Raw genomic sequence first — 22,540 nt, 5'->3', positions numbered from 1 at the left:
TGAGGAGAAAGCGCATGACCGACATTCTTAAGCCCCAGGTCGACCGCCGGACGCTGCTGCGCCGCGCGGCGGCCGTCGGCCTGGTGGCCACCCCCGCCGTGAGCATGCTGAGCGCCTGCGTCGGCGGCGGCGGCAGCGAGGACAAGGGGGACAAGCCGAAGGGCACCGTCTCGGCGACCAACCCGCTGGGCGTCAAGGAGGACGAGCCGCTGGAGATCATCATCTTCAACGGTGGGCTCGGCACCAAGTATGCGACCGACGTCGACATCCCCTCGTACAACAAGCTCTTCCCGAACTCCAAGGTCACCTTCAACCAGACCGAGGAGATCTCCACCGTGGTGCAGCCGCGGTTCACCGCCGGCAACCCGCCGGACATGATCAACAACTCCGGCTCCAAGCTGATGGACCAGGGCGCCCTCGTGCAGGCCGGCCAGGTGCAGGACCTCACCGAGCTGTACGCCGCGCCGTCGGTGGACATCCCGGGCAAGACCGTCAAGGACACCCTCATCCCGGGCACCGTCGAGCAGGGCACGTTCAACGGCAAGCCGTACGTGCTCAACTACGCCTTCACCGTCTTCGGCCTCTGGTACTCGGCGAAGCTGTTCAAGGACAACGGCTGGACCGTGCCGAGCACCTGGGCGGACTTCACCGCGCTGCTCGACAAGATGAAGGCCAAGGGCATCACGCCCTACGGGTACGCCGGAGCGAACGCGCCGTACTACCAGTACACGGTGATCCTCGCCAGCGCCGCCAAGATCGGTGGTGCCGACATCCTCAAGAACATCGACAACCTCGAGGACGGGGCCTGGACCAACGACGCCGTCAAGAAGGCCGCGGCCGCGTGGGCCGAGGTCGGCGCGAAGTACTCGGACAAGGCGTTCCTGGGCCAGAAGCACACCGAGGTCCAGCTCAAGCAGAACCAGTACAAGGTGGGTCTCTACCCGTCCGGATCCTGGTTGGAGAACGAGCAGGCCAAGGACGCCCCGGCCGGCTTCGACTACCAGCTCATGCCGCTGCCGAGCGTGACCACCGCCGACAAGCTGCCCGTCACCGCGCTCTACGCCGCTGCCGGCGAGCAGTACTTCGTCGCCAGCAAGGGCAAGAACCCGCGCGGCGGCATGGAGTTCCTGCGCCACATGCTCTCCAAGGCCGGCGCCGTGGGCTTCACCCAGCTGACCAAGACCCTGACCGTGGTCGCCGGAGCCACCGACGGCATGGAGATCAGCCCCGGCCTGACCTCGGGCAACAAGGCCCTTTCGGCAGCGGGTGCGGACACCTTCAGCTTCCGCTTCGACACGTGGTACAAGAAGCTCGACGACGAGGTTCGTGCCGCCACGAACGAGCTGATGTACCAGGGCGGCAGCGCCGACAAGTTCTGCGAGCGGGTGCAGAAGGTCGCCGACGCGGTCAAGAAGGACTCCTCCATCGAGAAGTTCAAGCGCTGACCCTCATCCCTTCGATTCAGACCGCGATCACGGACGGAGCACAGAACCATGAAGCACGGCAGGTACCCGTTCATCATCGGCTTCCTGATCGTGCCGGTGGCCATCTATGGCACGTTCGTGGTCGCGGCCTACCTTCAGGCCTTCCAACTGTCGTTCACCAACTGGCGGGGTTTCTCGCCGGAGGTGAACTACATCGGGTTCGACAACTTCACCAAGCTGTTCGAGGACACCACCTTCTGGAAGGCGATCCGGCACCACGCACTGCTGCTGATCTTCCTGCCGCTGCTGACGATCATCCTGGCGCTCTTCTTCTCGTTCCTGCTCAACGTCGGCGGCGGCTCGAAGAGCGGGCGTACCCAGGGGGTCTGGGGGTCGAAGTTCTACCGGGTGGTGTTCTTCTTCCCTCAGTTGCTCGCCCTGGCACTGGTGGCCGTGATCTTCTCCCGGGTCTACTCGCCCGACGACAGCGGCCTGATCAACGGCCTGCTGAACCAGTTCGGCGCGGAACCGATCCTGTTCCTCGCCGACAAGGACCTGGCCCTCTGGTCGATCCTGGCCGTGCTCGTCTGGCAGGCGGTCGGCTTCTACGTGGTGCTCTTCTCCGCCGGCATGGGATCCATCCCCACGGAGATCTACGAGGCGGCGGCGCTGGACGGCGCCACCCGCGGCACCCTGTTCTTCAAGGTGACGCTGCCGCTGCTCTGGAACACGCTCCAGGTCGCGTGGGTCTACCTCGGCATCGCGGCCTTCGACGCCTTCGCCCTCGTCAACGTGATGTCCGTGGACCGTGGCGGCCCGGACGGCGCGACCACGGTGCTCGGCCTGGAGATCTTCCGCAACATGCAGGACTACGCACAGTTCGGCTACGCCTCGGCGATGGGCGTCGTGCTGTTCTTCCTGACCCTCACCTTCGCGGCGCTGACCCTACGGGTCACCCGGCGCGACGCCGTCGAGCTCTGAGCCGTACCGGGAGCCTGAGATGACCAACCTGCGTACCGACGTTTCCACCCCGCCGCCCGGCACGGTGCCCTACCCGGGGGCGCGGCATTCCGCCTCCGCGGGCCGCGACAAGCGCGAGATCAAGCTCTTCAGCGGCTTCGCCCACATCGCGCTGGCGATCTGGGGGCTGCTCGTGATCGCGCCGCTGATCTGGGTGGTCCTGGCGTCGTTCAAGAGCAACACCGAGATCTTCACCCACGCGCCGTTCAGCCTGCCGAGCAAGCTGTCCTTCGAGACGTACAGGACGGCCTGGACCGAGGCCCACATCGGCCGCTACTTCCTCAACAGCGTCTTCGTGGTCGCCCTCAGCACCGCCGGCACCATGATCTTCGGCTCGATGGCGGCCTACGTGCTCGCCCGCTACAAGTTCTTCGGCAACCGCTTCATCTACTACCTGTTCGTCTCGGGCCTGGCGTTCCCGGTGTTCATGGCCATCGTGCCGCTGTTCCTGATCCTGCAGAACCTCAACCTGCTGAACACGTACACCGGCCTGATCCTGGTCTACATCGCCTACTCGCTGCCGTTCACCGTCTTCTTCATGACGGCGTTCTTCAAGACGCTGCCGAACCAGGTCGCGGAGGCGGCGGTCGTCGACGGCGCCTCGCACACCCGGCTGTTCTTCCAGGTCATGTTGCCGATGGCCCGATCCGGGCTGGTGAGCATCACCATCTTCAACGTCGTCGGTCAGTGGAACCAGTACCTGCTCCCGGTCGCGATCATGCAGGGTGCGGGCGCGGACGAGAAGTGGGTGCTCACCCAGGGCATCGCCAACATCTCGGTCTCGGCCGGTTACCAGGCCAACTGGGCCGCACTGTTCGCGGCGCTCACGCTCTCGATCCTCCCGATGATCCTGGTGTACGCGTTCTTCCAGCGCCAGATCCAGTCCGGCCTGACCGCGGGTGCGACGAAGTGAAGGGCCGTTCGTCGTGGCGGCGTGATACATCTTTTTCATGAAGCCGACGCATCTCGTCCTGGCCGCCGTCAGCGGCCTCGCCACGACGTGGTTGACCGATCAGATCATGCGGAGAGCGTCGCTGCCGGCGGTGCTCCGGCCGGTCGTGAGCATCGCCGCCGGCGCCGCGGTCGCGAAGGCGGTCCAGCGCCTCCGCTGATCCGCCGCGTTTCTGTCGTACCTCTGATCCAGAATGTCTTTGTGCTGGTAGCGGTGGTGTCGGACGACGGGAGCTGGCGGGGTCGCGGGCGGCTCCGGTCGCTGCATCCCGACGGCACCCCGGCGTCCGCGCCGGAGCCGGTCGCCGACCTGCCTGCCGCGATCGCCGCCCGGGAGGCGGCCGATCGGCCGCGCTGGGTGTGGGCTTCCACCGCCGACTGCTATCCCGTCCTGCTGCGTGCCGGGGTGCGGGTCGGGCGCTGCCACGACATCGAGCTGACGGAGGCCCTGCTGCTCGGCCACGCCGGCCGGTGGGGCGAGCCGCGGTCGCTCGCCGCCGGGTTCGCCCGGCTCACCGGGGCGCCGGTCCCGCCCGATCCGCCGCCGCGGGCGGCCGAGCCGCCGGGCTTCGCCCAGGGCGCGCTCTTCGAGGCCACCAGCGGTCCGCCGGCCGCCGCCGGCCCGGTCGTGCTCGACATCCTGACCCGGGTGTACGCCGACCAGCACCGGCGCATCACCGCTGCCGGTCGATCCGATGTGCCCGGGCACTCTCGGGTTTTCGGAGCGTCTCCTGCCGCGGGGGAGGTCGGTGGTTCCGGTCGATCCGGACGTTTCGGGCTGCTGGTGGCGGCCGAGTCGGCGGGCGCACTGGTCGGCGCCGAGATGGGCCACGCCGGCCTGCCGTGGCGCGGCGACATCCATGACGAGCTCCTGCGCGACCTGCTCGGGCCGCCGCAGCCGGTCGGGCCGCCCCGCAGGCTGGCCGAGCTGGCCGCAGAGATCAACGCCGCGTTCGGGATGCACGGCCTGCACCCCGACTCCCCGGCCGAGGTGCTGCGCGCCTTCGCCCGGGCGGGCATCGACATCCCCAACACCCGCGCCTGGGTCCTGCGCCGCGTCGACCACCCGGCGGTCAAGCCACTCCTGGAATACAAGGAGCTCTACCGCATCTGGACGGCACACGGCTGGACCTGGCGCGACGCCTGGGTCAGCGATGGCCGCTTCCGCCCCGAATACGTCCCCGGCGGCGTGGTGTCCGGCCGCTGGGCCACCCGAGGCGGCGGCGCCCTCCAGGTCCCCAAGGTGGTCCGCCGCGCCGTGGTGGCCGACCCCGGCTGGCGTTTCGTCGTCGCCGACGCGGGCCAACTCGAACCCCGGGTCCTGGCCGCCGTCTCCGGCGACGCCCGCCTGGCAGCGGCCGGCGAGGCCGACGACCTCTACGCGGCCCTGGCAGCGGACGCCTTCGCCGGAGACCGCCCCAAGGCCAAGGTGGCCCTCCTCGGCGCCATGTACGGCCAGACCGGCGGCGCCGCGATCCCCGCCCTCGCCGTCCTCCGCCAGAGCTACCCGACGGCCTTCGAATACGTCGAGGCCGCCGCCCGCACCGGCGAGGCGGGAGGACTGGTCCGTTCCTGGCTGGGCCGCACCTGCCCCCCGGCCTCCACCGCCTGGCGAGACCCGGGCCTCGACCCACCAGAGGAAGCAGGCTCGGCGGAGCTTCCCCAGGGCGGCGCCACAGGCCGGGCCCGAGGCCGCTTCACCCGCAACTTCGTCATCCAGGCCACCGCGGCCGAATGGGCCCTGGTGCTGCTCGCCACATTGCGCACCGCCCTGGCGGACATGCAGGCGGAGATCGTCCTCTTCGTCCACGACGAGGTGGGAGTGCACTGCCCGAAAGAGGAAGCGGACCAGGTGGTCGAGGCGATCCGCGCGGCGGCCGCCCAGGCGGGAAGGCTCCTGTTCGGCGACACGGCGGTCCGCTTCCCCCTCGACGTCTCCGTCGTCGAGTGCTACGCCGACGCGGCCTGACAGCTCCGTCGTGGAGCTCGAGGCCCGGTGCAGGCCGGGCGGAACCACCCCGCCTGCGCGGGGAGCATGACGTCACCGCGAAACTGACGTCCGCGAAGTGGGGACCATCCCCACGCGGGTAGGGAGCAGAGTCCCCGCCTCCGGAACTGTGTGCCGTATTCGGGACCACCCCCGCGGCACGGCCTCTTCCCGCTGTGGGGATCACCCTCGCGTGCGCGGGGAGCACGACATCAGGTTTCGAACCGGGAAGCCGGGTCTACACGAGCCGATACCTGGACCGGGCGCTGGAATGGCTGGGCGCCTACGGCGTCCCGGTGGTGGTCCTCTCGGCCACACTGCCGGCACGACGGCGGGCGGAGATGATGCGCGCCTACGACGACGGCCGCCTCGCGCACCCACTGACGGCGCCTCAGGTGACCACGCCTGAGGTAACCGAGCCTCAGGTGGCGGCGCACCAAGCGGGGGCGCACCAAGCGGGGGCGCACCAAGCGGGGGCGCACCAAGCGGGGGCGCACCAAGCGGGGGCGCACCAAGCGGGGACGCACGAGGTGGTGGCGCATGTGCCGGGTTGTGCGTGGTGCCGTGGCTCGAGGAGTCCGGTGGGAGGCCGGTGCCGATGGACACCGTTCCGCCGCCCGGGATGGCCCGGGCAATCGCCTCCTGCGCGGTGTCGTTGCCGGCCGTCATGGTGTCCGGGCCGGCGATGGATCGGGTGATCGCCGAACTCGCCGGACGGAACTCCGTCAAGGCCTGGGAGAAAGACCCGTGGCTCGGCGGTGAATTGTTCCTCGATCTCGATTCCGGAGGTGATGCGGAGGTCGCCGGGTTCCGGGTGCATGACGACCGCGATGACGGGCTTGCGCGTCGCCCGTACGACACCGCACGAGTGAATTCTCTTTGTCGGTAACGCGACAGCGAATATTCCTCGACGGGCGTGGTCCCCGCCGCGGTGAACTGCGAAATCCCCGCCTCGGCGCGGGGAGCACGTACCTCGATGAGGCAGTAGTGGAACACCCCACCGCAGTGGTGGGAGGGAGTAGCTTCGGGCGCCCGGATCGATTCCATTGTGGGAGGGAGAAGACTTCTCATGCGGAGCATCGGATCGACCTTCTCTCTGATCGACGAGCCGTGGATCGTGGTGCTCGATCGCGGTGGGCGCCAGCAATTGGTTTCGCTGCGGCAGTTGCTCGCCGACTCGCACCGGTTCCGGGCGGTGGTTGGTGATCTCCCGACTCAGGCATTCGCCATCCTACGACTGTCATTGGCCGTGCTGCACCGCGCGATGGACGGGCCCACCTCGGAGCGTCGATGGCGTGACCTGTGGCGACGAGAGGCACTGCCCGCCGAGCCGATCGACGGATATCTTGACGGATTCCGGGAGCGGTTCGACCTCCTGCATCCGGTCACGCCCTTCTACCAGGTGGCCGACCTGCGGACCGCCAGGGACGAGCCCGTGGGACTGGAGCGGCTGCTCGGGGACGTGCCCAACGGGCTGCCGTTCCTCAGCGCGCGGCTCGGTTCCGGCCTCGCGCGGATCACGGCGGCCGAGGCGGCGCGGTGGCTGGTGCACTGCCAGGCGTTCGACCCTTCCGGCATCAAGTCCGGCGCCGTCGGCGACCCGCGGGTCAGGGGCGGCAAGGGTTATCCGATCGGGACGGGATGGTGCGGGGCGCTTGGCGGCGTCTTCCTCGAAGGACCGTCGCTGCGCGACACGTTGCTGCTGAACCTGCTGCCGGAGTCGTCTCCCCACCTTCGGTGCGGCCCGGAAGACGCGCCGGTCTGGGAACGTGCGCCGCTGGGCGCGGCCGAGGAGGACGTGCGTGACCGGGGGCCGTTCGGCCCGCTCGGCCTCTACACGTGGCAGTCCCGGCGGATCAGGCTGGTCGGCGACGAGCGTGCCATCACGGGAGCGTTGATCGCCAACGGCGACCGGCTGGACCCGGCCGACCTGCATCGCGTCGAACCCATGACGGCCTGGCGGCGCAACCAGACCAGGGAGAAGGAGCTCAAGCGCACTCCGGTCCGCCTTCCGGCTCGACATGATCCCGGCCGTGCCCTCTGGCGGGGCCTCGAAGCCCTGCTGCCGGCGACCCGCCGCCCGGACGCCACCCGGCTCGGGCCCGCCGTCACCGAATGGCTCGCCACCCTGCGCGTCAGCGGCAGCATCCCCTCGGACGCGCGGGTGACCCTGCACGCCGTCGGCGCCGTCTACGGCACCCAGCTTGCGGTGATCGACCAGATCGTCGAGGACACCCTGACCATGCCGGTCCAGGCCTTCCACCCCGAGGCCGCCCTGCGCACGCTGATCGTCGACAGCGCGGCCGATGCCGAGGCCGCCGTCCGCCACCTCCGCACGCTCGGCGCCAATCTCGCCCGGGCCGCCGGCGCCCACGGTGACGCACCCACCCACGCCGCCGCGGAGGCGGCCGGTGCCGCCTTCGCCCTGCTGGACCGGCGCTTCCGGGCCTGGCTCGCGACGCTGCGGCCGGACACCGATCCGGTCACCGGTCGCCGCGACTGGCAGCACACCGTCAGGGACGCCTTGCTGACGTCCGGATCGGCACTGGTCGCCCAGGCCGGCCCCGCGGCCTGGGCCGGTCGCGAGACCGGCGGTGGCAGGTCGCAATACCTGTGCTCCTCCCTGGCGGACCTGTGGTTCCGTCGCGGCCTCGCCAAGGCCCTCCCGCTGACCGTCACGGCCACCGCTTGCCAGGAGGTACCGGCATGACAATCCCCGCACCCACGCCGCCCCGCGTCCGGCGGCGCCGGCCCTTCGGCCAGCACACCGCCCAGACGGTCTTCGCGTTGCAGAACCGCATGCTCGGGCGCCGCGACCCGGCCGCCGTCGCCGTCATGTCCAAGCTGCGCGGTGCCGTGACGAGACCGCCGGGATCCGAGTACGCCGTCCTCGACGTCACCAGCGTGCCCGACCGATTCTTCCGGCGCCCGCCCGGCGACGCACCGGTCGACGAGGAATGGGCCAAGCACACCGCCCTGACCCTGTACGCGGTGCACCAGCAGTCGCTGAGCTCGCCCATGCACGCCGACGGCGTCAGTCTGGGCTCCGCCCTCAGCAGACTCGCCCGCGAGGCGGAGAGCGGCACGGCCGTGCGCCGCCGGTTCACCGCCCTGGGCAACGCCATGACCTACGAGGGCCTGACCTACCACCTGCGCGGCCTGATCGGCCTGTTGAAGCAGCGGCGCATCCCGCTGGACTACGGCCTGCTCGCCGACGACCTGCTCGACTTCCGGCATCCGGACGGCAGGGACCGCGTACGCGCTCTGTGGGGACGTGACTTCTACCGCACCTCCCAGGACGCCGCCGAGGAGCCCCGGAGCGTCGCCGGTGAGGCATCGTGACCCGGAGCATCATCGACGTCCACATTCTGCAGACGGTGCCGCCGAGCAACCTCAACCGGGACGACTCCGGCTCGCCGAAGACGGCGGTGTACGGCGGCGTGCGCCGGGCGCGGGTCTCCAGCCAGGCCTGGAAACGCGCGGTACGCCTGGCGTTCGAGGAATATCTCGACGACGCCGATCTGGGGGAGCGGACCAAACGCGTCGGGGAGGCGATCGCCGCCCGGATCAGCGGTCTCGACCCGGCACTCGACAGCCGGGCGGCCGCGCTCGCCGTAAGCGTACTGAAGGCCGCCGGCCTGCTGAAGAAGGAGCCCAGGAAGGACAAGCCGGCCGAGACCGACTACCTCCTCTTCCTCAGCCACCGCCAGCAGCAACGGCTCGCCGAGCTGGCGGTGCGCTCGGCCCACGACGACACCACGATCGACGCCAGGACCGCCAAGGAGGCGGCGAACACCGCGCACTCGATCGACATCGCGATGTTCGGTCGCATGGTCGCCGACGTCAGCGACATCAACGTCGACGCCGCCGTCCAGGTCGCCCACGCCATCAGCGTGCACCACGTCGAGAACGAGTTCGACTACTTCACCGCCGTCGACGACCGCAAGTACGACCTCCAGGAGAGCGGCGCCGGCATGATCGGCACGGTCGAGTTCAACTCCTCCACCCTCTACCGGTACGCGACCATTGACGTCGACCGCCTCCACGACACCCTCGGCGATCCCGCCGCCACCCGCCGGGCGGTGGAGGCGTTCCTCCGGGCGTACGCGTTGAGCATGCCCACCGGCAAGCGCAACACCTTCGCCAACGGCACCCGTCCCGACGCGATCGTGGTGCACCTGCGCGACACCCGCGCGATCAACCTCGTCGGCGCCTTCGAGGAACCCGTCGGCCGCGCCGACGACACCCGGGGCCGCGTCGCCCAGGCGGCACGCACACTGGCCGCCTACACCGCCGAGGTCCACGATGCGTACGGGGAGAGGCCGGCCGCGACCTGGATCACGCATGTCGGCGACCGCACCGGGGCCCTCGCCGCGCTCGGCACCGTCCTGCCCCTGAACGAGCTGACCGAGGCGGTCGGCGCCACGATCGCCGGGCGGATCGGCCCGGGACGATGAGCGTCCTGCTCCTGCGGCTCGCCGGCCCGTTGCAGGCCTGGGGGACCCGCAGCCGCTTCGCGCACCGCCACACCGACGTCGCCCCCAGCAAGAGCGGCGTCATCGGTCTGCTCGCCGCCGCACGTGGCCTGCGCCGCACCGACCCGCTCACCGAGCTGCTCCCACTGCGGTTCGGGGTCCGCATCGACCAGCCCGGCGAGATCCTGCGCGACTTCCACGTGGCCCGCACCCTCGACGGGCGCACCAGCATGCCGCTGACCTACCGTCACTATCTTGCCGACGCGGCCTTCCTCGCCGCGGTGAGTGGCCCGCCCGCCCTGCTCGACAGCCTGCAGCAGGCACTGTCCCGGCCGTATTTCCCGCTGTTTCTCGGCCGCCGCTCCTGCCCGCCGGCGGGGCCGGTCAGCCTCGGCGTCCACGACGGCATGCTCCGGGAAAGGCTCGCCACGTGGCCCTGGCAGGCCGCCGGGTGGAAGCAGCGCAGGCAACGCGGGCACCCCGCCGTACGCCTGGAGATCCTGCGCGACGCCGAGTCCGGCGACCCGCTGACCGAGACCGCCCCCGACCAGGCCGTCAGCTTCGACCCCCGGCACCGGAGGCATTCCTGGCGCTCGGTGGTCCGCGAGCACACCGACATCCCGAACCCCGCGCACCACCCGGCTCCCGGCCACGACCCGATGGACGTCCTCGAAGGATGGACATGTTCCTGACCCGCCTGCGCCTCAACCCCGCCCGCCGCGACGCCCGCAAGCTCCTCGGTTCGCCGCAGGTCATGCACGCAGCGGTCCTGGCCGGCTTCCCCCGCCCACAGGACCAGATCCAGCCCCACGCCCGCACCCTCTGGCGCCTCGACCACGGCACCGACACCCGGGTGACGCTCTACGTGGTGAGCCCCGGCAAACCGGACCTCACCCACCTGGTCGAGCAGGCCGGCTGGCCGACCGCCGACACCTGGCGCACGAAGCCGTACCGGCCCTTCCTCGACACCCTCGAGCCCGGCCAGCGTTGGGCCTTCCGCCTGACGGCCAACCCGGTGCGCAACGGCCGCCCCGCGCAGGGCGGCGACACGCAGCGATACGGTCACGTGACTGTCGACCACCAGATCCAATGGCTGCTGAACAGGCAGCAGCGCAACGGCTTCGCCATCGCCGCCCAGGGCGACGGCCGTCCCAACCTGGCACTACACCGCCGCCAGACCCTCACCTTCGCCCACGGCCGGGGCCGACGTCCCGTCACCCTGGCCACGGCAACCTTCGGCGGCGTCCTGACGATCGAGGACGGCGGCCCGTTCCGCGCCATGCTCATGACCGGCATCGGCCACGCCCGCGCCTACGGCTGCGGCCTGCTCACCCTCGCCCCGCTCTCACCGCCATGACCGTCCCGCGTCCCGCACAGCGATCCGTTGCTCACATGCATCCCGCGCGGCCGTGGGACGGTCCGCAGACCACCGAAGTCAAGGGCGTGTATCGAAGTCGGTGGTTGTGGACTGGTAAGAGCGCGTCTCATTTGGATGGTTGTGGATCTGCGGCATGATCTGTGATCCGTGATCGAAGACATGGTCCGCACCTGGGCGCCGGACGATCTCTGGGACATCGCGGAGCCCCTGATCCCCACCCCGCCACGCCGCCAACGTGTCGATCAGGCGGTCGAGCATGGTGATGATCTGGTCGAGTTTCGCGCCGTGGTCCTGGCGTAGCGCGGTGACCGCTTCGGCGAGTTCGCGTAGGGAGGTGGTGTGTTCGGTGGCCCGCCACTCGACCAGCGCCCACTTGTCGGCCTCGCGCCGGCAGTGCGCCGGGGAACGCCATCAGCGCGACCTCGGCGCTGTCGTCGACCCCGGCGCCGGCGGTGCGGGCGGCGTCCTCGGCCCGGCTGGCGTGCGCCTCGACCACGCCGACCAGGGCGTGGGCCAAGCGCGCGGTGACCCGTTCGGGGCTGACCCCGCCGGCGGCCGCTTCGCTCAAGTCGTGGGGACTTGACGGATGCCCTGGTCACGGGAGGGGGCTGGCGAGGATCCGGGCGACGGCGGTGCTCAGCACTCGTACGCCGCGGGTGGAGCCGGGCTCCAGCCCGGTCAGCTCGCGCACCCGGGCCAGTCGGTAGTCGAGCGTGCGTGGGTGGATGCACAGGGCGGCCGCGGTGCGCAGCCGGTTCATGTCGTGCTGGTAGTAGGCGTCCAGTGTGGCGACCAAGTCGGGGCCGCCGGTGAGCTGCTCCGCCACCGCCTGGAGCCACTGTCCGACCTCCGCCAGCCGGGCGGCGCCCAGCTCGGCGAAGACGTCGGTCACCGCGTACGCGTGGCGCGGCACGGCACGCAACGGTGCCACATCGCTGACCTGCCGGGCCAGCGCCACGGCGTCGCCGAACGCGTGCACTCGCCCGGGTGCGGTGCCGACCGCGCACGGCCGCCCGACCATGCCGGCCACCTCGCGAGCCAGCGCAAGCACGCGATCGGCCGCCGCCTGCTGACCGCCCGGCGCGCTGGGGATCAGGGCGACCACCTCGTGCGGATCCTGCCAGCTCAGCGGCGCCCAGTGCGTCTTCAACAGCATGCTGGCGAACTCGTCCCGCGACGCCTGGTCCGGCCCGGGGGGCCCGCCGGCCACCCGGACCACCGTGGCGAGGACGTGGTCGGGGACGGACATGTGCAGGCCGCGCGCCAGCTCGGCAGCGTCCTTATCGTCGGCCAGCAGCATCACCGTGAGCAGTCGCACCTGGGCCACGGTCGACAGCGTGCGCTGCTGCCCCTCGATCCAACCCCGGGTGAACGCCCCCTGGGCGGCCAGCCCGGCGGGAGCCAGCCAGGCGAGGGTGTGCATCGTCGCGTCGATGTCGCTCGGGCCGGCCGCCTCGTACACCTCGCGCAGCGTCAGCCGGGTGTGCAGGAGCAGCCCCTGCCGCTGCGCGGTCAGGGTGAGTCCCTTCTCGCCGCGCTGGCGGCCCATCGCGGCCATGAACTCCAGATCGTCATCGGGAAACGGTGCGCCGTCCGCCGCGAGCTCGACCGTGCGCTGGCGCAGGAACACCGCGAAATCGAGCATTTCGGAGCGTCCCCGCGGGCTGCCCGCGAGGTTGCGGTACTCCAGCAGCTCCTCCTGGTAGGCGTCCACCGCCCGGCGGGCGTTGTCGGTTACCTGCTGGCGCCACAGTCTGAACAGGTCCCCCATATCGATACATGCTAATGGATGATTCACGCCACGTTGGCCGGCTGATGGGGACCTGACAGCCTGCGCGAAATGACGAAACCCGCGCCCGTCCGGCCATCCGATTTTCGCGGAATCACGAAGACCGCGCCACCCGCTCGCTGCCACGCTGGGCCCGTCGTGTACGGAGAGGGGACCGGACGTGACCAGAACGACCATTCCGTCGACCTATGTGGACATACGAGCCGAGTGGCTGGTTTCGATGGCCGGCACAGCGACCGAAGTGGTGGGGACGGCGGCGGGCGCGCCGGTGGGTGATGCAGTCATGCTCGCCGGCCCGTCCGCCGCCCGCGACCTGTGCGGCGCGCCGGACGACCACGCCCGGCCGCTGGGCCACGAACCGCTCACCCTGGTTCGCGCGCTGGAACCGGCCTTCGCCAACGGCGTGATATCGGTGATCGCTGTCCGGGTCGCCGACCCGACCCGGGCCTTCGCCTTCTTCGCGGTCAGGGACGCGGCCGGCGACTCGGTGGCCGCGCGTCGCCCCGAATCCGATCCATCAGCGCCTCCACCGAGACCGCGTGGCCCGCCTGCTCCGCCAGCGCCACTCCCTACCGTGCGCCCAGTGATGGCGCGCGTGCTCGCCTAGCGATCTTTGGTCTCCAGGTTCTTCATCGCCAGCAGCAAGGCAAACCTGCTCCTCCAAGGAAAGGGAAAGGGAGCGTCATGCAAAGTTTGATTCGTAAGGTCTCTGGACTGCTGTCGTTAATCCTCCTCGGCATCATGCTGGCTCCCGCAAGTCCATCGCACGCGGCATCGATTTCGCTGTCCCCGACACCGGGAACCTACAACCTCATCAACGATTGGCACAACAGGTGCCTGGCCGGGCGCGTTACCCGATCCGTTGTCATTTTCGACTGCATCGACAGTTACACCGATCAGGTTTGGCAAGTCGAGCCGTTCGGAGCCGCCGGCCACGTCCGGCTTCGTAACGTTCACACCGGCCAATGTCTGGCGATGCCGGGCTGGGACAACGGGTCCAAGGCGGCAATGTACGACTGCATCGACAGTTACTATGACCAATGGTGGGCTCCCGAGATCACACCGAACTCCACCTACCGGCTCCGCAACTACAAGACCGGCAAGTGCCTGGCCGTGAGCACCACGTCGACAGGTAACGGCCGACCAGGTATCCAGTACACATGCACATTGAACTTCAATGACCAATGGTGGCATTTCTGGCCGGTCGCCTAGCCCCAGGCCCCTTCGGCAAAGAATCATCTGTGATTCTTTGCCGCAACGCAAAAGTGCCTAGTTTAGGGACCTATGGAGAAGATGATCAAGCATGCCGGCGTGCTGGGGAATCGCTTCCTAGAGGACCCCGTAGGTGCGTACCAACTTCGTAGACCGGGGGAAGGCGTACATGAGATTGATTGCTGCGGCGTTTCGGCTGTTCACGGCCGGCGTGACGGTGCCGGCATGCCCCGCCCAGGCCGTCACCGGCCCAGCCCCTGGCGGGGCCAACCGGTCAGATGAACGTCAGCCCCATCGCCGAATCCGCCGACAACCAGATCATCAGCACCCGCATGGTCAAGAAACAACGGATGCGCCCTCGGTCTCGAGGGCGTCCTCGCCCAGGAAGGAGCTCCGCATGAGGAGAATCGCGTTCGCCTGCACTGCTGCGTTGGGGGTGCTGCGATGAGATTTGTCAGGAGACGACTGTTGGTCGCGGCCGCCGCACTGGTGGCCGCAATTGCCGCGGCACCAGTGCCCGGTGCGCACGCCGCGCCCTCGGCCGGCACGCCGGCCACCCCCGCGGCCCCAGGACCGCGTTTCGCCAACGTGCAGACCCGGGCCAGCACATCGATTGACGCCATCATCGGGTCGGTGGCGGTCGACGGTACGCGTCCGTACGTCTTCGTGCGTGGCGGTGACGGCAACCTGTGGGTCAACTGGTGGAGCGGCTCCGCCTGGAGCTGGTCCAACCAGGGACGTCCCGCCGGGGCCGCGATCGACGCCGGCATCGGTGTGCTCGCGGTCGACAACGCCAGCCGGCCGTACGCGTTCGTGCGGGGCAGCGACGGTCAGCTCTGGACACACTGGTGGAGCGGATCGGCGTGGGCGTGGAGTCCCCTCGGCACGCCGGGCGGGACCTCGATGGGTGCCGGGATCGGCGTCGTCGCGGTGAGCGATTCGCGTCCGTACGTCTTCGTGCATGGCGGTGACGGCAACCTGTGGGTCAACTGGTGGAGCGGCGCCGCCTGGAGCTGGTCCAACCAGGGACGTCCCACCGGAGCCGCGCTGGGGACCGGCGGCAGCGCGATCGCGGTCGACAACGCCAGCCGCCCGTACCTCTTCGTCCCCGGTAGTGACGGCAACCTGTGGGTCCACTGGTGGACCGGCTCCCGGTGGCAATGGGCCAACCAGGGCACACCACCAAGCGCCTCCATCACTGCATATATCGGGGCCATCGCACATCTCGGTTCGCGTCCGCAGATCTACGTCCGTGGTAGTGACGGCAGCCTGTGGCACAACTGGTGGAACGGTTCCCGGTGGAACTGGAGCAGCCTGGGCCAACCGTCCGGCGCTCCGGTCGACGCCGGTTACGGCGCCGTGGAGGCCGGCACGCAACCGTACGTCTTCATCCGCGGCGGGGACGGCAACCTATGGACGCACTCCACGAGTTGGTCGAACCAGGGTCGACCCGGGGGCTTCGTCCCATTGCAGGCCAACGGCACCGCGCTCGCCGTCCGAGACCCGCTGAACAACGTCAGCGCGCCCTACGCCTACGTGCTCGGTGGCGACGGCAACCTGTGGGCCAACTGGTCGACCGGCTCCAGGTGGCTGTGGGGCAGCCAGGGCGCTCCGTAGGTGAGCCGGACCTGACCCTGAAACACCGGCCGGAGCATGATCCGGACGCAGGGGGCGCTCGACGGGTGTCAGGCGACCCACCCGGCGCGGTGTGGGGATCAGGACAGACCAGACCGGATCAAGATCGGCTCAGGCCCGGCTCGGCTTCCGGTTGCATCCAGGTCAGTACGCAGTTGCATCAGTCTTCGTCAGGGCCAGGCGCGAGGCTGAGCAGAGAAGACGGACTGGATCCGCGGAGCAAATGGGATGGTTGCGGCCCATACAGGTAGCCCGATCCACGCTCACCCCGACCCGCCGGCGATCTCCCGGTCGGCGGGTCGGGGCGGGTATCGGCCGTTGGCTGTCGTGGGTGTTAGCGGCCGAGATCAAGACGGTCAGTGGGATGCCGGTACGGCCGCACAGGACCTGGATCTCGAGCCGGATTTGCCTCGATCGACTGGGTTTGGGCCGGTCGGTACGCCCCCTTTTCCGCCCGTACGTTGATCGCGTCGACCACGGCCCTCGACCAGTCGATCTTCCCGATCTCGCTGAGTTGGTGCAGCAGTTGCTGGTGCAGGCGCACCCACAGGCCACTGGCGGTCCACTCGGTGAACCGGCGGTGCGCGGTCGCCCGGCTGACGCCGAACATCGCGCCCGTGGCCACCCGCTTCGAGAAACTCGCCGTGCGCTACGCAGCAACCGTGACCATCGCCGCGATCAACGAGTGGCTATGCTCGATACACGCCCTGGGAGCCTCCGGGAGAGATCGTCGTCATAGCGCAGGCCCGTTCGCGGGGGCACGGTGATTCGGTGACAACAGTGCAGTGGTATCGCGACAGCCGTGGAGGCGGGTGATGAGGTCGATCCTTTCGACGCCGCCCGCCGTCCCGGCCGGGACACTCGCCGGCGGCCCGCAGCCGGTGCTTTCCGCCTCGGATGGTCTGTTCCTCCGGCCTTGGGAGGACACCGACGCCGCGGTGTTCCTCTCGGCCTACCGGGATCCCGAGATACAGCATTGGCACACTCGTCGACCCGCATCCGAGGGACAGGTCCGGGAGTGGTTCGAGCACTACCGCCAGGACTGGATGCGGGAGACGGGTGCACATTGGGCGGTGGCTGACGGCGCCGGCGAGGTTCTGGGGCGCATCGCCCTGCGCGGGCTGAATCTCGACGATGGTGTCGCCGGATGCGCTTACTGGGTGCTTCCCGCCGCCCGCGGCGTGGGCGTGGCCTCCCGTGCGCTGACGGCCCTGAGCGTCTGGGCCTTGGGTGCGGCGGGATTCCACCGTCTGGAACTGGACCACTCGACTCGCAACGGCGCTTCCTGCCGGGTCGCCGTCAAGTCCGGGTTCGTCCTGGAGGGCACCAAACGCAGCGACGCCGTCCACGCCGACGGCCGGCACGACATGCACCTGCACGCCCGGATCCGGGGCGACTGACAACGGCCGGGCCCCGAACTGAAGTCCGCGCCCGGCCGGGTGAGAACACGACCTCGGGTGGTCAGTTCAGGGGGCCGCCGAGATGTCCGCGGCCTCATCGTCGGATCCGCCGGATGCGTTTATCCATCCTGGACATGGCCCACTTCTCGGTACTTGACAGCGGGAGGACGTGTCGTCACGCGGTGTCGCCGGGCCGTACCCGATAGCGTGCCCGGCGGGGAGTCCGGCCTGGCAAATGAATCGGGGGACAATGCGCCGCATCGCGTTCGGACCGCACGTGTGCGGGAGTCTCGACGAGGGCGCCCTGCGGGAATGGCTGGTCACCGACGGGCGGGGCGGCTACGCGATGGGCACCGTCAACGGGCTGCGGACGCGGCGCTATCACGGCTTGCTCGTCGTCGCCGGGGAGACGCCCGCCCGCCGGCGGCTCGGACTGGTCTCGCTCGATCCGGTCGTCACCCTCGCCTCCGGCGCGGTGGTGCCGCTCGCCGCGCACGAGTGGGCCGGTGGTGCCGTCGAACCGCGGGGCTACGAGCTGCTGTCGGGATTCGAGCTGGTCGACGGGCTGCCGCGGTGGCGGTGGCGGATCGGCGACGTGGTGCTCGAGCGGGAGATCGCCATGGTGTACGGCCGCAGCAGCGTCGCCGTCGTCCACCGGCTGCTCACGGGCGGGCCGATCAGCCTGCATCTGGAGGCGCTGTGCACGTGGCGGGACGTGCACGGCGAGCGGACCGACGGGGGACCCGCGCCGGTGGTCGACGAGGTGGCCGGCGGGTGCGTCGTCGACGGCGCCTACCGGATCTCGGGGCCCGACTTCCGCGGCGCAGGGGAGTGGTACCGCGGCGTGCGGCACCGCGAGGAGGCGGCGCGCGGGCTCACCCCCACCGAGGATCTCTGGTACGCCGGAAGCTTCCACGCCGAACTGCGCCACGCCGGATCCACCGCCTCGGTGTCGGCGTGGGCGGACGACCTGGAGGCGGCGCCCCCACCGGCGGAGGAGGTCGTCGCCGCGGCCCGTACCCGGCATCGGGCGGTCGCGGCAGCGGCCGGACCGGCCGACGACGTGCAGGCCACCCTGGCGCTGGCCGCCGACGCCTTCGTGGTGCAGACCGCGGCCGGACCGGACGTGGTCGCCGGATATCCGTGGTTCGGCGCGTGGTCGCGCGACACGATGATCGGCTACGAGGGACTGTTCCTCGCGACCGGGCGGGAGTCGCTGGGCCGGTCCCTGCTGCGGCACTACGCGGCGACGCTGTCGCAAGGGATGCTCGCCAACACCGCGGACACCGGCAGCGTCGAGTACAACACGGTCGACGGCACCCTGTGGTTCCTGCACGCGGTGGGGCGGCACGTGGCGCTGACCGGCGACACCGACCTGGCCGCCGAGCTGCTGCCGGCCCTGCGCTCGGTGGTCGACGCGCATCTCGCCGGTACGCGGTACGGCATCGGCGCCGACCCGGCCGACGCACTGCTGCGGCAGGGTGCCGACGGTGAGGCGCTGACTTGGATGGACGCCCGGGTCGACGGCGTGCCGGTCACGCCGCGCGCCGGCAAGCCGGTCGAGGTCAACGCGCTGTGGATCAACGGGCTGGCGATGGTGATCAAGCTGGCGTGGCAGGCGCGGACGAACGCGGGCGCGGCCGTGCGGGCCCATCCTGCGGCGCTCGCGTCCTTCGCGCGGCGGTTCCCCATCGCCAGGGCCGGCAACGGGCTGCTGTACGACGTGGTCGACGGCCCGGGCGGCGACGACGCGACGCTGCGGCCCAACCAACTGCTGGCGTGGTCGCTGCCGTACGCGCCGCTGCGCCCCGAGCCGGCCGCGTTGCAGGCGATCGGGACGGCCCTCATGACGCCGTTGGGACCGCGCAGTCAGGCGCCCGGGTCGCCCGGATACCGCGGGCGGCACCGCGGCACGCCCGCCGAGCGGGACTCGGCTTATCACACCGGTACGGTCTGGCCGTGGCTGACCGGCCCGTACGTGGCGGCCTGGCACCGGCTCGGGGTGTCGGCGGAACAGACCCTGTCGGACGCCGACGGCCACCTCGGCGAGTACGGGCTGGGCTCGGTCTCCGAGACGGCGGACGCCGACGCCCCGCACGGCGCGACGGGCTGTCCCTTCCAGGCCTGGTCGGTCGCTGAATCGCTGCGCGCCCGCCGGCTCTCCGGGCCGTAAGGTAGCCCGCGTGCCTGCATCGGATTACGTGAAGAACCTGCGCGCCAAGGTCGGCCACGACCTCATCATGTTCCCCACGGTGAGTGCCGTCGTGCTCAACGACCGCGGCGAGATCCTGCTCGGCCAGCGCAGTGACAACGGGCAGTGGTCGCTCCCCGCCGGGTTGATGGACCCCGGCGAGCAGCCCGCCGAGGCCATCGTGCGCGAAGTGCTCGAGGAGACCGCGGTGCAGATCAAGGTGGAGCGCCTGGCCGGGGTCGCGTTGCACGAGGTCACCTATCCGAACGGCGACCACTGCCAGATGCTCAACACCTGGTTCCGGTGCCGGGCGGTCGGTGGCGAGGCCCGGGTCAACGACTCCGAGTCGATCGCGGTCGGCTGGTTCGCGATGGACGGCCTGCCGGAGCTGAGCCCGTTCGCCCACCGGCGCATCCGCACGGCCCTCGAGGACGGTGCCCCGGCCTGGTTCGCCCAGCCCGGCGAGACTCCGTAACCGCTCAGGCCAGCCAGCCGGGGCGGATCAGGCCCGCTTCGTACGCGAACACCACGAGTTGCGCCCGGTCGCGGGCGCCGAGCTTGACCATCGTGCGGCTGACGTGTGTCTTCGCCGTCGCCGGGCTGATCAGCAGCCGGCCGGCGATCTCGTCGTTGGACAGCCCCTCGCCGACCAGCACCATCACCTCGCGTTCCCGGTCGGTGAGCTGGTCCAACCGGCGATCGGCCCCGTCCGGCGGCGTGCCGGCCCGGCCCCGCCCGGCCGCCGTGGCGAACTCGCCGATGACCCGTCGGGTGACGCTGGGCGACAGCAGGGCGTCGCCGGCCGCCACCGCCCGGATGCCGCGCAGCAGGTCCACCGGCTCGGTGTCCTTCACGAGGAAGCCCGACGCGCCGGTACGCAGCGCCTCGAAGACGTACTCGTCGAGTTCGAACGTGGTGAGGATGACCACCCGGGTCGCGGCGAGCGCGGGCTCCGCGACGATCCGGCGGGTCGCCTCGAGGCCGTCGACGCCGGGCATGCGGATGTCCATGAGCACCACGTCGGGGCGCGTCTGCGCCGCGAGGCTCACCGCGGCCAGCCCGTCGCCCGCCTCGCCGACCACGTCGATGTCCGGTTCTGCGTCGAGCAGGGCCCGGAAACCCGCCCGGACCAGCGCCTGGTCGTCGGCGAGCAGCACCGTGATCACGTATCCCCCTCGATGGCAGCGGTGGGCAGGGTCGCCGTCACGAGGTAGCCGCCCTGCGGCAGCGGGCCCGCGCTCAGCGTGCCGCCCAGGCTGGCCGCGCGGGCGCGCATCCCGGCGATCCCGGATCCGGACCCGTCCGGCTCGCCCGCCGCGGCGCCGTCGTTGCGGATCCGCAGGCGCAGCTCGGCGGGGGCGTACTCGATCGCGACCTCGGCGGCACCCGCGGCGGCGTGGCGGCGCACGTTGGTCAGGGCCTCCTGCACGATCCGGTACGCCGCCCGGTCGACCTCGGCGGGCAGCGGACGCCTGCCCCCGGACGTGGTGGTCGTGACCGGCAGCCCCGCATCCGCGGTGAGATCGTCGAGCCGGTCGAGGCCGAGCGCCGGCTGCCGGGGAGCCGCCTCCTCCTCGGGACGTAGCACGCCGAGCACCGCCCGCACTTCCCGCAGGGCCTCGGCGCTCGCAGTCTTGATCGCCGTGAGTGCCTCGCGGGCCTGCTCCGGGCGGTTGTCCATCAGATGCAGGCCCACCCCGGCCTGCACGTTGATCAGCGACAGGTGGTGGCCGAGGACGTCGTGCAGCTCGCGGGCGATCCGGAGCCGCTCGTCGGAGGCCTGGCGGCGCTCCTGCTCCTCCCGGGCGCGCGCCCGCTCGGCGTGGACCTTGGCCAGCCCGGCGAGGTACTCGGCCCGGGACCGCGCCGCGCCGCCGAGGAAGACGATCAGCGCCAGGGCGAGCGCGGTCAGCACCGCCACCCGCAGCCCCGGCCGGGCGACCTCGCCCACCCCGAGCGGTCCGGCGAAGAACAAGGTGACGCAGAGGTACGCGGCGTAGAGGGCGCCCGTCACCGGGACCGCCGGGCGTGCCCGGCCGGCCTTGACGGCGCCGAACAACGCGATGGCCGGGGCGACCGCGAACGTCCACGAGGGCGGGACCTGGGTGGCGAACCCGATGCTCGCCGCGCCGGCCACCGCCAGGACGGCGATCGGGGCCTTGTCGCGGCGGCTCAGCGCGAGCGGTCCGGCCAGCAGCAGCGCGCATGCGGCGAACCCTGCGGGACGTGGCAGGTCCACCGCCTGCGACCAGTTGCCGAAGACGTGGAAGCACAGCGCCGCGACGACCGCGCCGTGGCGGCCGCCGTGCCGCGCGGCACCCGGCCGCCACGGAGGCCGGTGCCGGCGGTGGTCTTCCACGCCGACGACGCTACGGCACCCCGGCCGGCCGGGCATCGGCGTGCGGGCGGGTTCCCCGCTGCCGCGCCGGGAGTACCACGGGCCGGTCACGTACTCCCGGTGGCGTATGCCGGTGCGCCTCGGCTGCGTCGCTCGCCGCGTCCGCGAATGCTCCGCCGGGGCGACGCCTGCCGGCGGCGCAACGGCCATCCTGGATCCAGATGCCACACCCAGGAGGTCAACATGCATCCCAGCGACGCACCGTGGTCCGGCCCGCAACGGCTCCGGACCTCCGACGCAGAGCGCGAGCAGGTCGCCACGATCCTGCGCGCCGCGATGGCCGAGGGCCGCCTCACCCTGGACGAGGGCGAGGAACGGCTCAGCGCCGGGTACGCCGCCACGTACCGTGACGAGCTCGTCCCGCTCACCGCCGACCTGCCCGACGGCGGCCGTCGGGCGCTCGCCGAGACGCCACAGGCCCGCGCCGCGACACGCCGGGACGTGCGCCGCCACGCCGGCATCGTGGCGCTGCTGGCGGTGCTTCTCACCGGGCTGTGGGTGCTCTCCGGCGCGCACTTCTTCTGGCCGGCGATCCCGCTCGCGTTCCTGGTCATCGGCCTGATGAAGCACGCCCGACACGGCGCGGCCCACCGCGACCGGTACTACCGCGCCCATCTCGCGCCGCACCATCGGTGATCTTACGCACTCCAGAGTGGACGTGGCGGTCGTTGCCTGCCCCA

24 protein-coding genes are annotated in these 22,540 nt (G+C 70.8%); 20 read left to right on the top strand and 4 right to left on the bottom strand.

The window, feature by feature from the left end; genetic code table 11:
• Window positions 1-14 precede the first annotated feature (14 nt).
• The 13 genes from ngcE (at window position 15) to EDD30_RS08595 (ending at window position 11,818) form a co-directional block, all read left to right on the top strand.
• Complete coding sequence (ngcE, locus tag EDD30_RS08645) at window positions 15-1,445, top strand: N-acetylglucosamine/diacetylchitobiose ABC transporter substrate-binding protein (protein ID WP_071807293.1); 1,431 nt, start codon at window positions 15-17, stop codon at window positions 1,443-1,445.
• Window positions 1,446-1,493: 48 nt separating this feature from the next.
• A complete protein-coding gene (locus tag EDD30_RS08640; protein ID WP_071807292.1) occupies window positions 1,494-2,405 on the top strand; it encodes a carbohydrate ABC transporter permease in 912 nt (303 codons plus the stop codon).
• 19 nt (window positions 2,406-2,424) lie between these two features.
• Window positions 2,425-3,357: a carbohydrate ABC transporter permease gene (locus EDD30_RS08635; RefSeq protein ID WP_071807291.1), complete on the top strand. Its 933-nt coding sequence runs from the start codon at window positions 2,425-2,427 to the stop codon at window positions 3,355-3,357.
• Between the two features lie 37 nt (window positions 3,358-3,394).
• Entirely contained in the window at window positions 3,395-3,556 is a 162-nt protein-coding gene (locus EDD30_RS38910) for a hypothetical protein (protein WP_170047450.1), read from the top strand.
• A 41-nt stretch (window positions 3,557-3,597) separates the two neighbouring features.
• On the top strand, window positions 3,598-5,364 hold the full coding sequence (locus EDD30_RS08630; protein WP_211277879.1) for a bifunctional 3'-5' exonuclease/DNA polymerase: 1,767 nt from the start codon (window positions 3,598-3,600) through the stop codon (window positions 5,362-5,364).
• Between the two features lie 574 nt (window positions 5,365-5,938).
• Complete coding sequence (locus tag EDD30_RS38905) at window positions 5,939-6,271, top strand: hypothetical protein (RefSeq protein ID WP_071807290.1); 333 nt, start codon at window positions 5,939-5,941, stop codon at window positions 6,269-6,271.
• 180 nt (window positions 6,272-6,451) lie between these two features.
• On the top strand, window positions 6,452-8,092 hold the full coding sequence (gene casA / locus EDD30_RS08620) for a type I-E CRISPR-associated protein Cse1/CasA (RefSeq protein ID WP_071807289.1): 1,641 nt from the start codon (window positions 6,452-6,454) through the stop codon (window positions 8,090-8,092).
• Window positions 8,089-8,724 (top strand): type I-E CRISPR-associated protein Cse2/CasB, encoded by a 636-nt coding sequence (gene casB, locus EDD30_RS08615; protein WP_084556670.1) that lies wholly within the window; start codon window positions 8,089-8,091, stop codon window positions 8,722-8,724. The genes casA and casB overlap by 4 nt, the downstream gene beginning before the upstream one ends.
• On the top strand, window positions 8,721-9,839 hold the full coding sequence (cas7e, locus tag EDD30_RS08610) for a type I-E CRISPR-associated protein Cas7/Cse4/CasC (protein WP_071807288.1): 1,119 nt from the start codon (window positions 8,721-8,723) through the stop codon (window positions 9,837-9,839). The genes casB and cas7e overlap by 4 nt, the downstream gene beginning before the upstream one ends.
• The gene (gene cas5e, locus EDD30_RS08605) at window positions 9,836-10,549 is read left to right on the top strand and encodes a type I-E CRISPR-associated protein Cas5/CasD (RefSeq protein ID WP_071807287.1); all 714 of its coding nucleotides are present in this window, start codon (window positions 9,836-9,838) and stop codon (window positions 10,547-10,549) included. Before cas7e ends, cas5e begins: the two co-directional genes overlap by 4 nt.
• Window positions 10,540-11,214 (top strand): type I-E CRISPR-associated protein Cas6/Cse3/CasE, encoded by a 675-nt coding sequence (gene cas6e / locus EDD30_RS08600; RefSeq protein WP_084556668.1) that lies wholly within the window; start codon window positions 10,540-10,542, stop codon window positions 11,212-11,214. The genes cas5e and cas6e overlap by 10 nt, the downstream gene beginning before the upstream one ends.
• 168 nt (window positions 11,215-11,382) lie before the next feature.
• Window positions 11,383-11,535 carry a hypothetical protein gene (locus EDD30_RS38900; protein ID WP_170047446.1) on the top strand — a complete coding sequence of 51 codons (153 nt, stop codon included), beginning with the start codon at window positions 11,383-11,385 and terminating at the stop codon, window positions 11,533-11,535.
• A gap of 46 nt (window positions 11,536-11,581) precedes the next feature.
• Complete coding sequence (locus EDD30_RS08595) at window positions 11,582-11,818, top strand: hypothetical protein (RefSeq protein ID WP_071807285.1); 237 nt, start codon at window positions 11,582-11,584, stop codon at window positions 11,816-11,818.
• A gap of 12 nt (window positions 11,819-11,830) precedes the next feature.
• Here EDD30_RS08595 and EDD30_RS08590 read toward each other — a convergent pair whose 3' ends face one another.
• Window positions 11,831-13,006, bottom strand: coding sequence for a PucR family transcriptional regulator (locus tag EDD30_RS08590; protein WP_084556666.1), 1,176 nt, complete (start codon window positions 13,004-13,006; stop codon window positions 11,831-11,833).
• Between the two features lie 178 nt (window positions 13,007-13,184).
• Between EDD30_RS08590 and EDD30_RS08585 the strand changes: the two genes are divergently transcribed.
• The 3 genes from EDD30_RS08585 to EDD30_RS08575 all read left to right on the top strand — a co-directional run bounded on the left by EDD30_RS08585 (window position 13,185) and on the right by EDD30_RS08575 (window position 15,853).
• A complete protein-coding gene (locus EDD30_RS08585; protein WP_143162818.1) occupies window positions 13,185-13,631 on the top strand; it encodes a hypothetical protein in 447 nt (148 codons plus the stop codon).
• Window positions 13,632-13,708: 77 nt separating this feature from the next.
• Window positions 13,709-14,236, top strand: coding sequence for an RICIN domain-containing protein (locus EDD30_RS08580; protein WP_084556664.1), 528 nt, complete (start codon window positions 13,709-13,711; stop codon window positions 14,234-14,236).
• A gap of 444 nt (window positions 14,237-14,680) precedes the next feature.
• On the top strand, window positions 14,681-15,853 hold the full coding sequence (locus tag EDD30_RS08575; protein WP_143162817.1) for a DUF8189 domain-containing protein: 1,173 nt from the start codon (window positions 14,681-14,683) through the stop codon (window positions 15,851-15,853).
• Window positions 15,854-16,205: 352 nt separating this feature from the next.
• On the opposite strand, the gene EDD30_RS08570 is transcribed toward EDD30_RS08575, so the two are convergent.
• Complete coding sequence (locus EDD30_RS08570; RefSeq protein ID WP_071807280.1) at window positions 16,206-16,496, bottom strand: DDE transposase family protein; 291 nt, start codon at window positions 16,494-16,496, stop codon at window positions 16,206-16,208.
• 190 nt (window positions 16,497-16,686) lie between these two features.
• Between EDD30_RS08570 and EDD30_RS08565 the strand changes: the two genes are divergently transcribed.
• The 3 genes from EDD30_RS08565 (at window position 16,687) to EDD30_RS08555 (ending at window position 19,937) form a co-directional block, all read left to right on the top strand.
• Window positions 16,687-17,271: a GNAT family N-acetyltransferase gene (locus EDD30_RS08565; RefSeq protein WP_071807279.1), complete on the top strand. Its 585-nt coding sequence runs from the start codon at window positions 16,687-16,689 to the stop codon at window positions 17,269-17,271.
• 250 nt (window positions 17,272-17,521) lie between these two features.
• Window positions 17,522-19,444, top strand: coding sequence for an amylo-alpha-1,6-glucosidase (locus tag EDD30_RS08560; RefSeq protein WP_071807278.1), 1,923 nt, complete (start codon window positions 17,522-17,524; stop codon window positions 19,442-19,444).
• A 10-nt stretch (window positions 19,445-19,454) separates the two neighbouring features.
• Window positions 19,455-19,937 carry an NUDIX hydrolase gene (locus EDD30_RS08555; RefSeq protein WP_123678183.1) on the top strand — a complete coding sequence of 161 codons (483 nt, stop codon included), beginning with the start codon at window positions 19,455-19,457 and terminating at the stop codon, window positions 19,935-19,937.
• 4 nt (window positions 19,938-19,941) lie between these two features.
• On the opposite strand, the gene EDD30_RS08550 is transcribed toward EDD30_RS08555, so the two are convergent.
• Window positions 19,942-20,628 (bottom strand): response regulator, encoded by a 687-nt coding sequence (locus tag EDD30_RS08550; RefSeq protein WP_071807277.1) that lies wholly within the window; start codon window positions 20,626-20,628, stop codon window positions 19,942-19,944.
• Window positions 20,625-21,821, bottom strand: a complete 1,197-nt coding sequence (locus EDD30_RS08545) for a sensor histidine kinase (protein ID WP_244945168.1) — start codon at window positions 21,819-21,821, stop codon at window positions 20,625-20,627. The genes EDD30_RS08550 and EDD30_RS08545 overlap by 4 nt, the downstream gene beginning before the upstream one ends.
• 222 nt (window positions 21,822-22,043) lie before the next feature.
• Between EDD30_RS08545 and EDD30_RS08540 the strand changes: the two genes are divergently transcribed.
• Window positions 22,044-22,496, top strand: a complete 453-nt coding sequence (locus tag EDD30_RS08540; RefSeq protein WP_071807244.1) for a DUF1707 SHOCT-like domain-containing protein — start codon at window positions 22,044-22,046, stop codon at window positions 22,494-22,496.
• Window positions 22,497-22,540: the final 44 nt, after the last annotated feature.

The organism is Couchioplanes caeruleus (genome assembly GCF_003751945.1).
GTDB lineage: Bacteria > Actinomycetota > Actinomycetes > Mycobacteriales > Micromonosporaceae > Actinoplanes > Actinoplanes caeruleus.
This window is presented reverse-complemented; position numbering and strand designations above follow the sequence as displayed.

What these genes read in the sequence shown, in the direction of transcription:
- casA (WP_071807289.1), top strand. Translation starts at nt 6,452, where the DNA reads ATGCGGAGCATCGGATCGACCTTCTCTCTGATCGACGAGCCGTGGATC.
- cas5e (WP_071807287.1), top strand. Translation starts at nt 9,836, where the DNA reads ATGAGCGTCCTGCTCCTGCGGCTCGCCGGCCCGTTGCAGGCCTGGGGG.
- casB (WP_084556670.1), top strand. Translation starts at nt 8,089, where the DNA reads ATGACAATCCCCGCACCCACGCCGCCCCGCGTCCGGCGGCGCCGGCCC.
- ngcE (WP_071807293.1), top strand. Translation starts at nt 15, where the DNA reads ATGACCGACATTCTTAAGCCCCAGGTCGACCGCCGGACGCTGCTGCGC.
- EDD30_RS08560 (WP_071807278.1), top strand. Translation starts at nt 17,522, where the DNA reads ATGCGCCGCATCGCGTTCGGACCGCACGTGTGCGGGAGTCTCGACGAG.
- EDD30_RS08635 (WP_071807291.1), top strand. Translation starts at nt 2,425, where the DNA reads ATGACCAACCTGCGTACCGACGTTTCCACCCCGCCGCCCGGCACGGTG.
- cas6e (WP_084556668.1), top strand. Translation starts at nt 10,540, where the DNA reads ATGTTCCTGACCCGCCTGCGCCTCAACCCCGCCCGCCGCGACGCCCGC.
- EDD30_RS08575 (WP_143162817.1), top strand. Translation starts at nt 14,681, where the DNA reads ATGAGATTTGTCAGGAGACGACTGTTGGTCGCGGCCGCCGCACTGGTG.
- EDD30_RS08590 (WP_084556666.1), bottom strand. Translation starts at nt 13,006, where the DNA reads ATGGGGGACCTGTTCAGACTGTGGCGCCAGCAGGTAACCGACAACGCC.
- EDD30_RS08565 (WP_071807279.1), top strand. Translation starts at nt 16,687, where the DNA reads ATGAGGTCGATCCTTTCGACGCCGCCCGCCGTCCCGGCCGGGACACTC.
- EDD30_RS08640 (WP_071807292.1), top strand. Translation starts at nt 1,494, where the DNA reads ATGAAGCACGGCAGGTACCCGTTCATCATCGGCTTCCTGATCGTGCCG.
- EDD30_RS08580 (WP_084556664.1), top strand. Translation starts at nt 13,709, where the DNA reads ATGCAAAGTTTGATTCGTAAGGTCTCTGGACTGCTGTCGTTAATCCTC.
- EDD30_RS08540 (WP_071807244.1), top strand. Translation starts at nt 22,044, where the DNA reads ATGCATCCCAGCGACGCACCGTGGTCCGGCCCGCAACGGCTCCGGACC.
- EDD30_RS38910 (WP_170047450.1), top strand. Translation starts at nt 3,395, where the DNA reads ATGAAGCCGACGCATCTCGTCCTGGCCGCCGTCAGCGGCCTCGCCACG.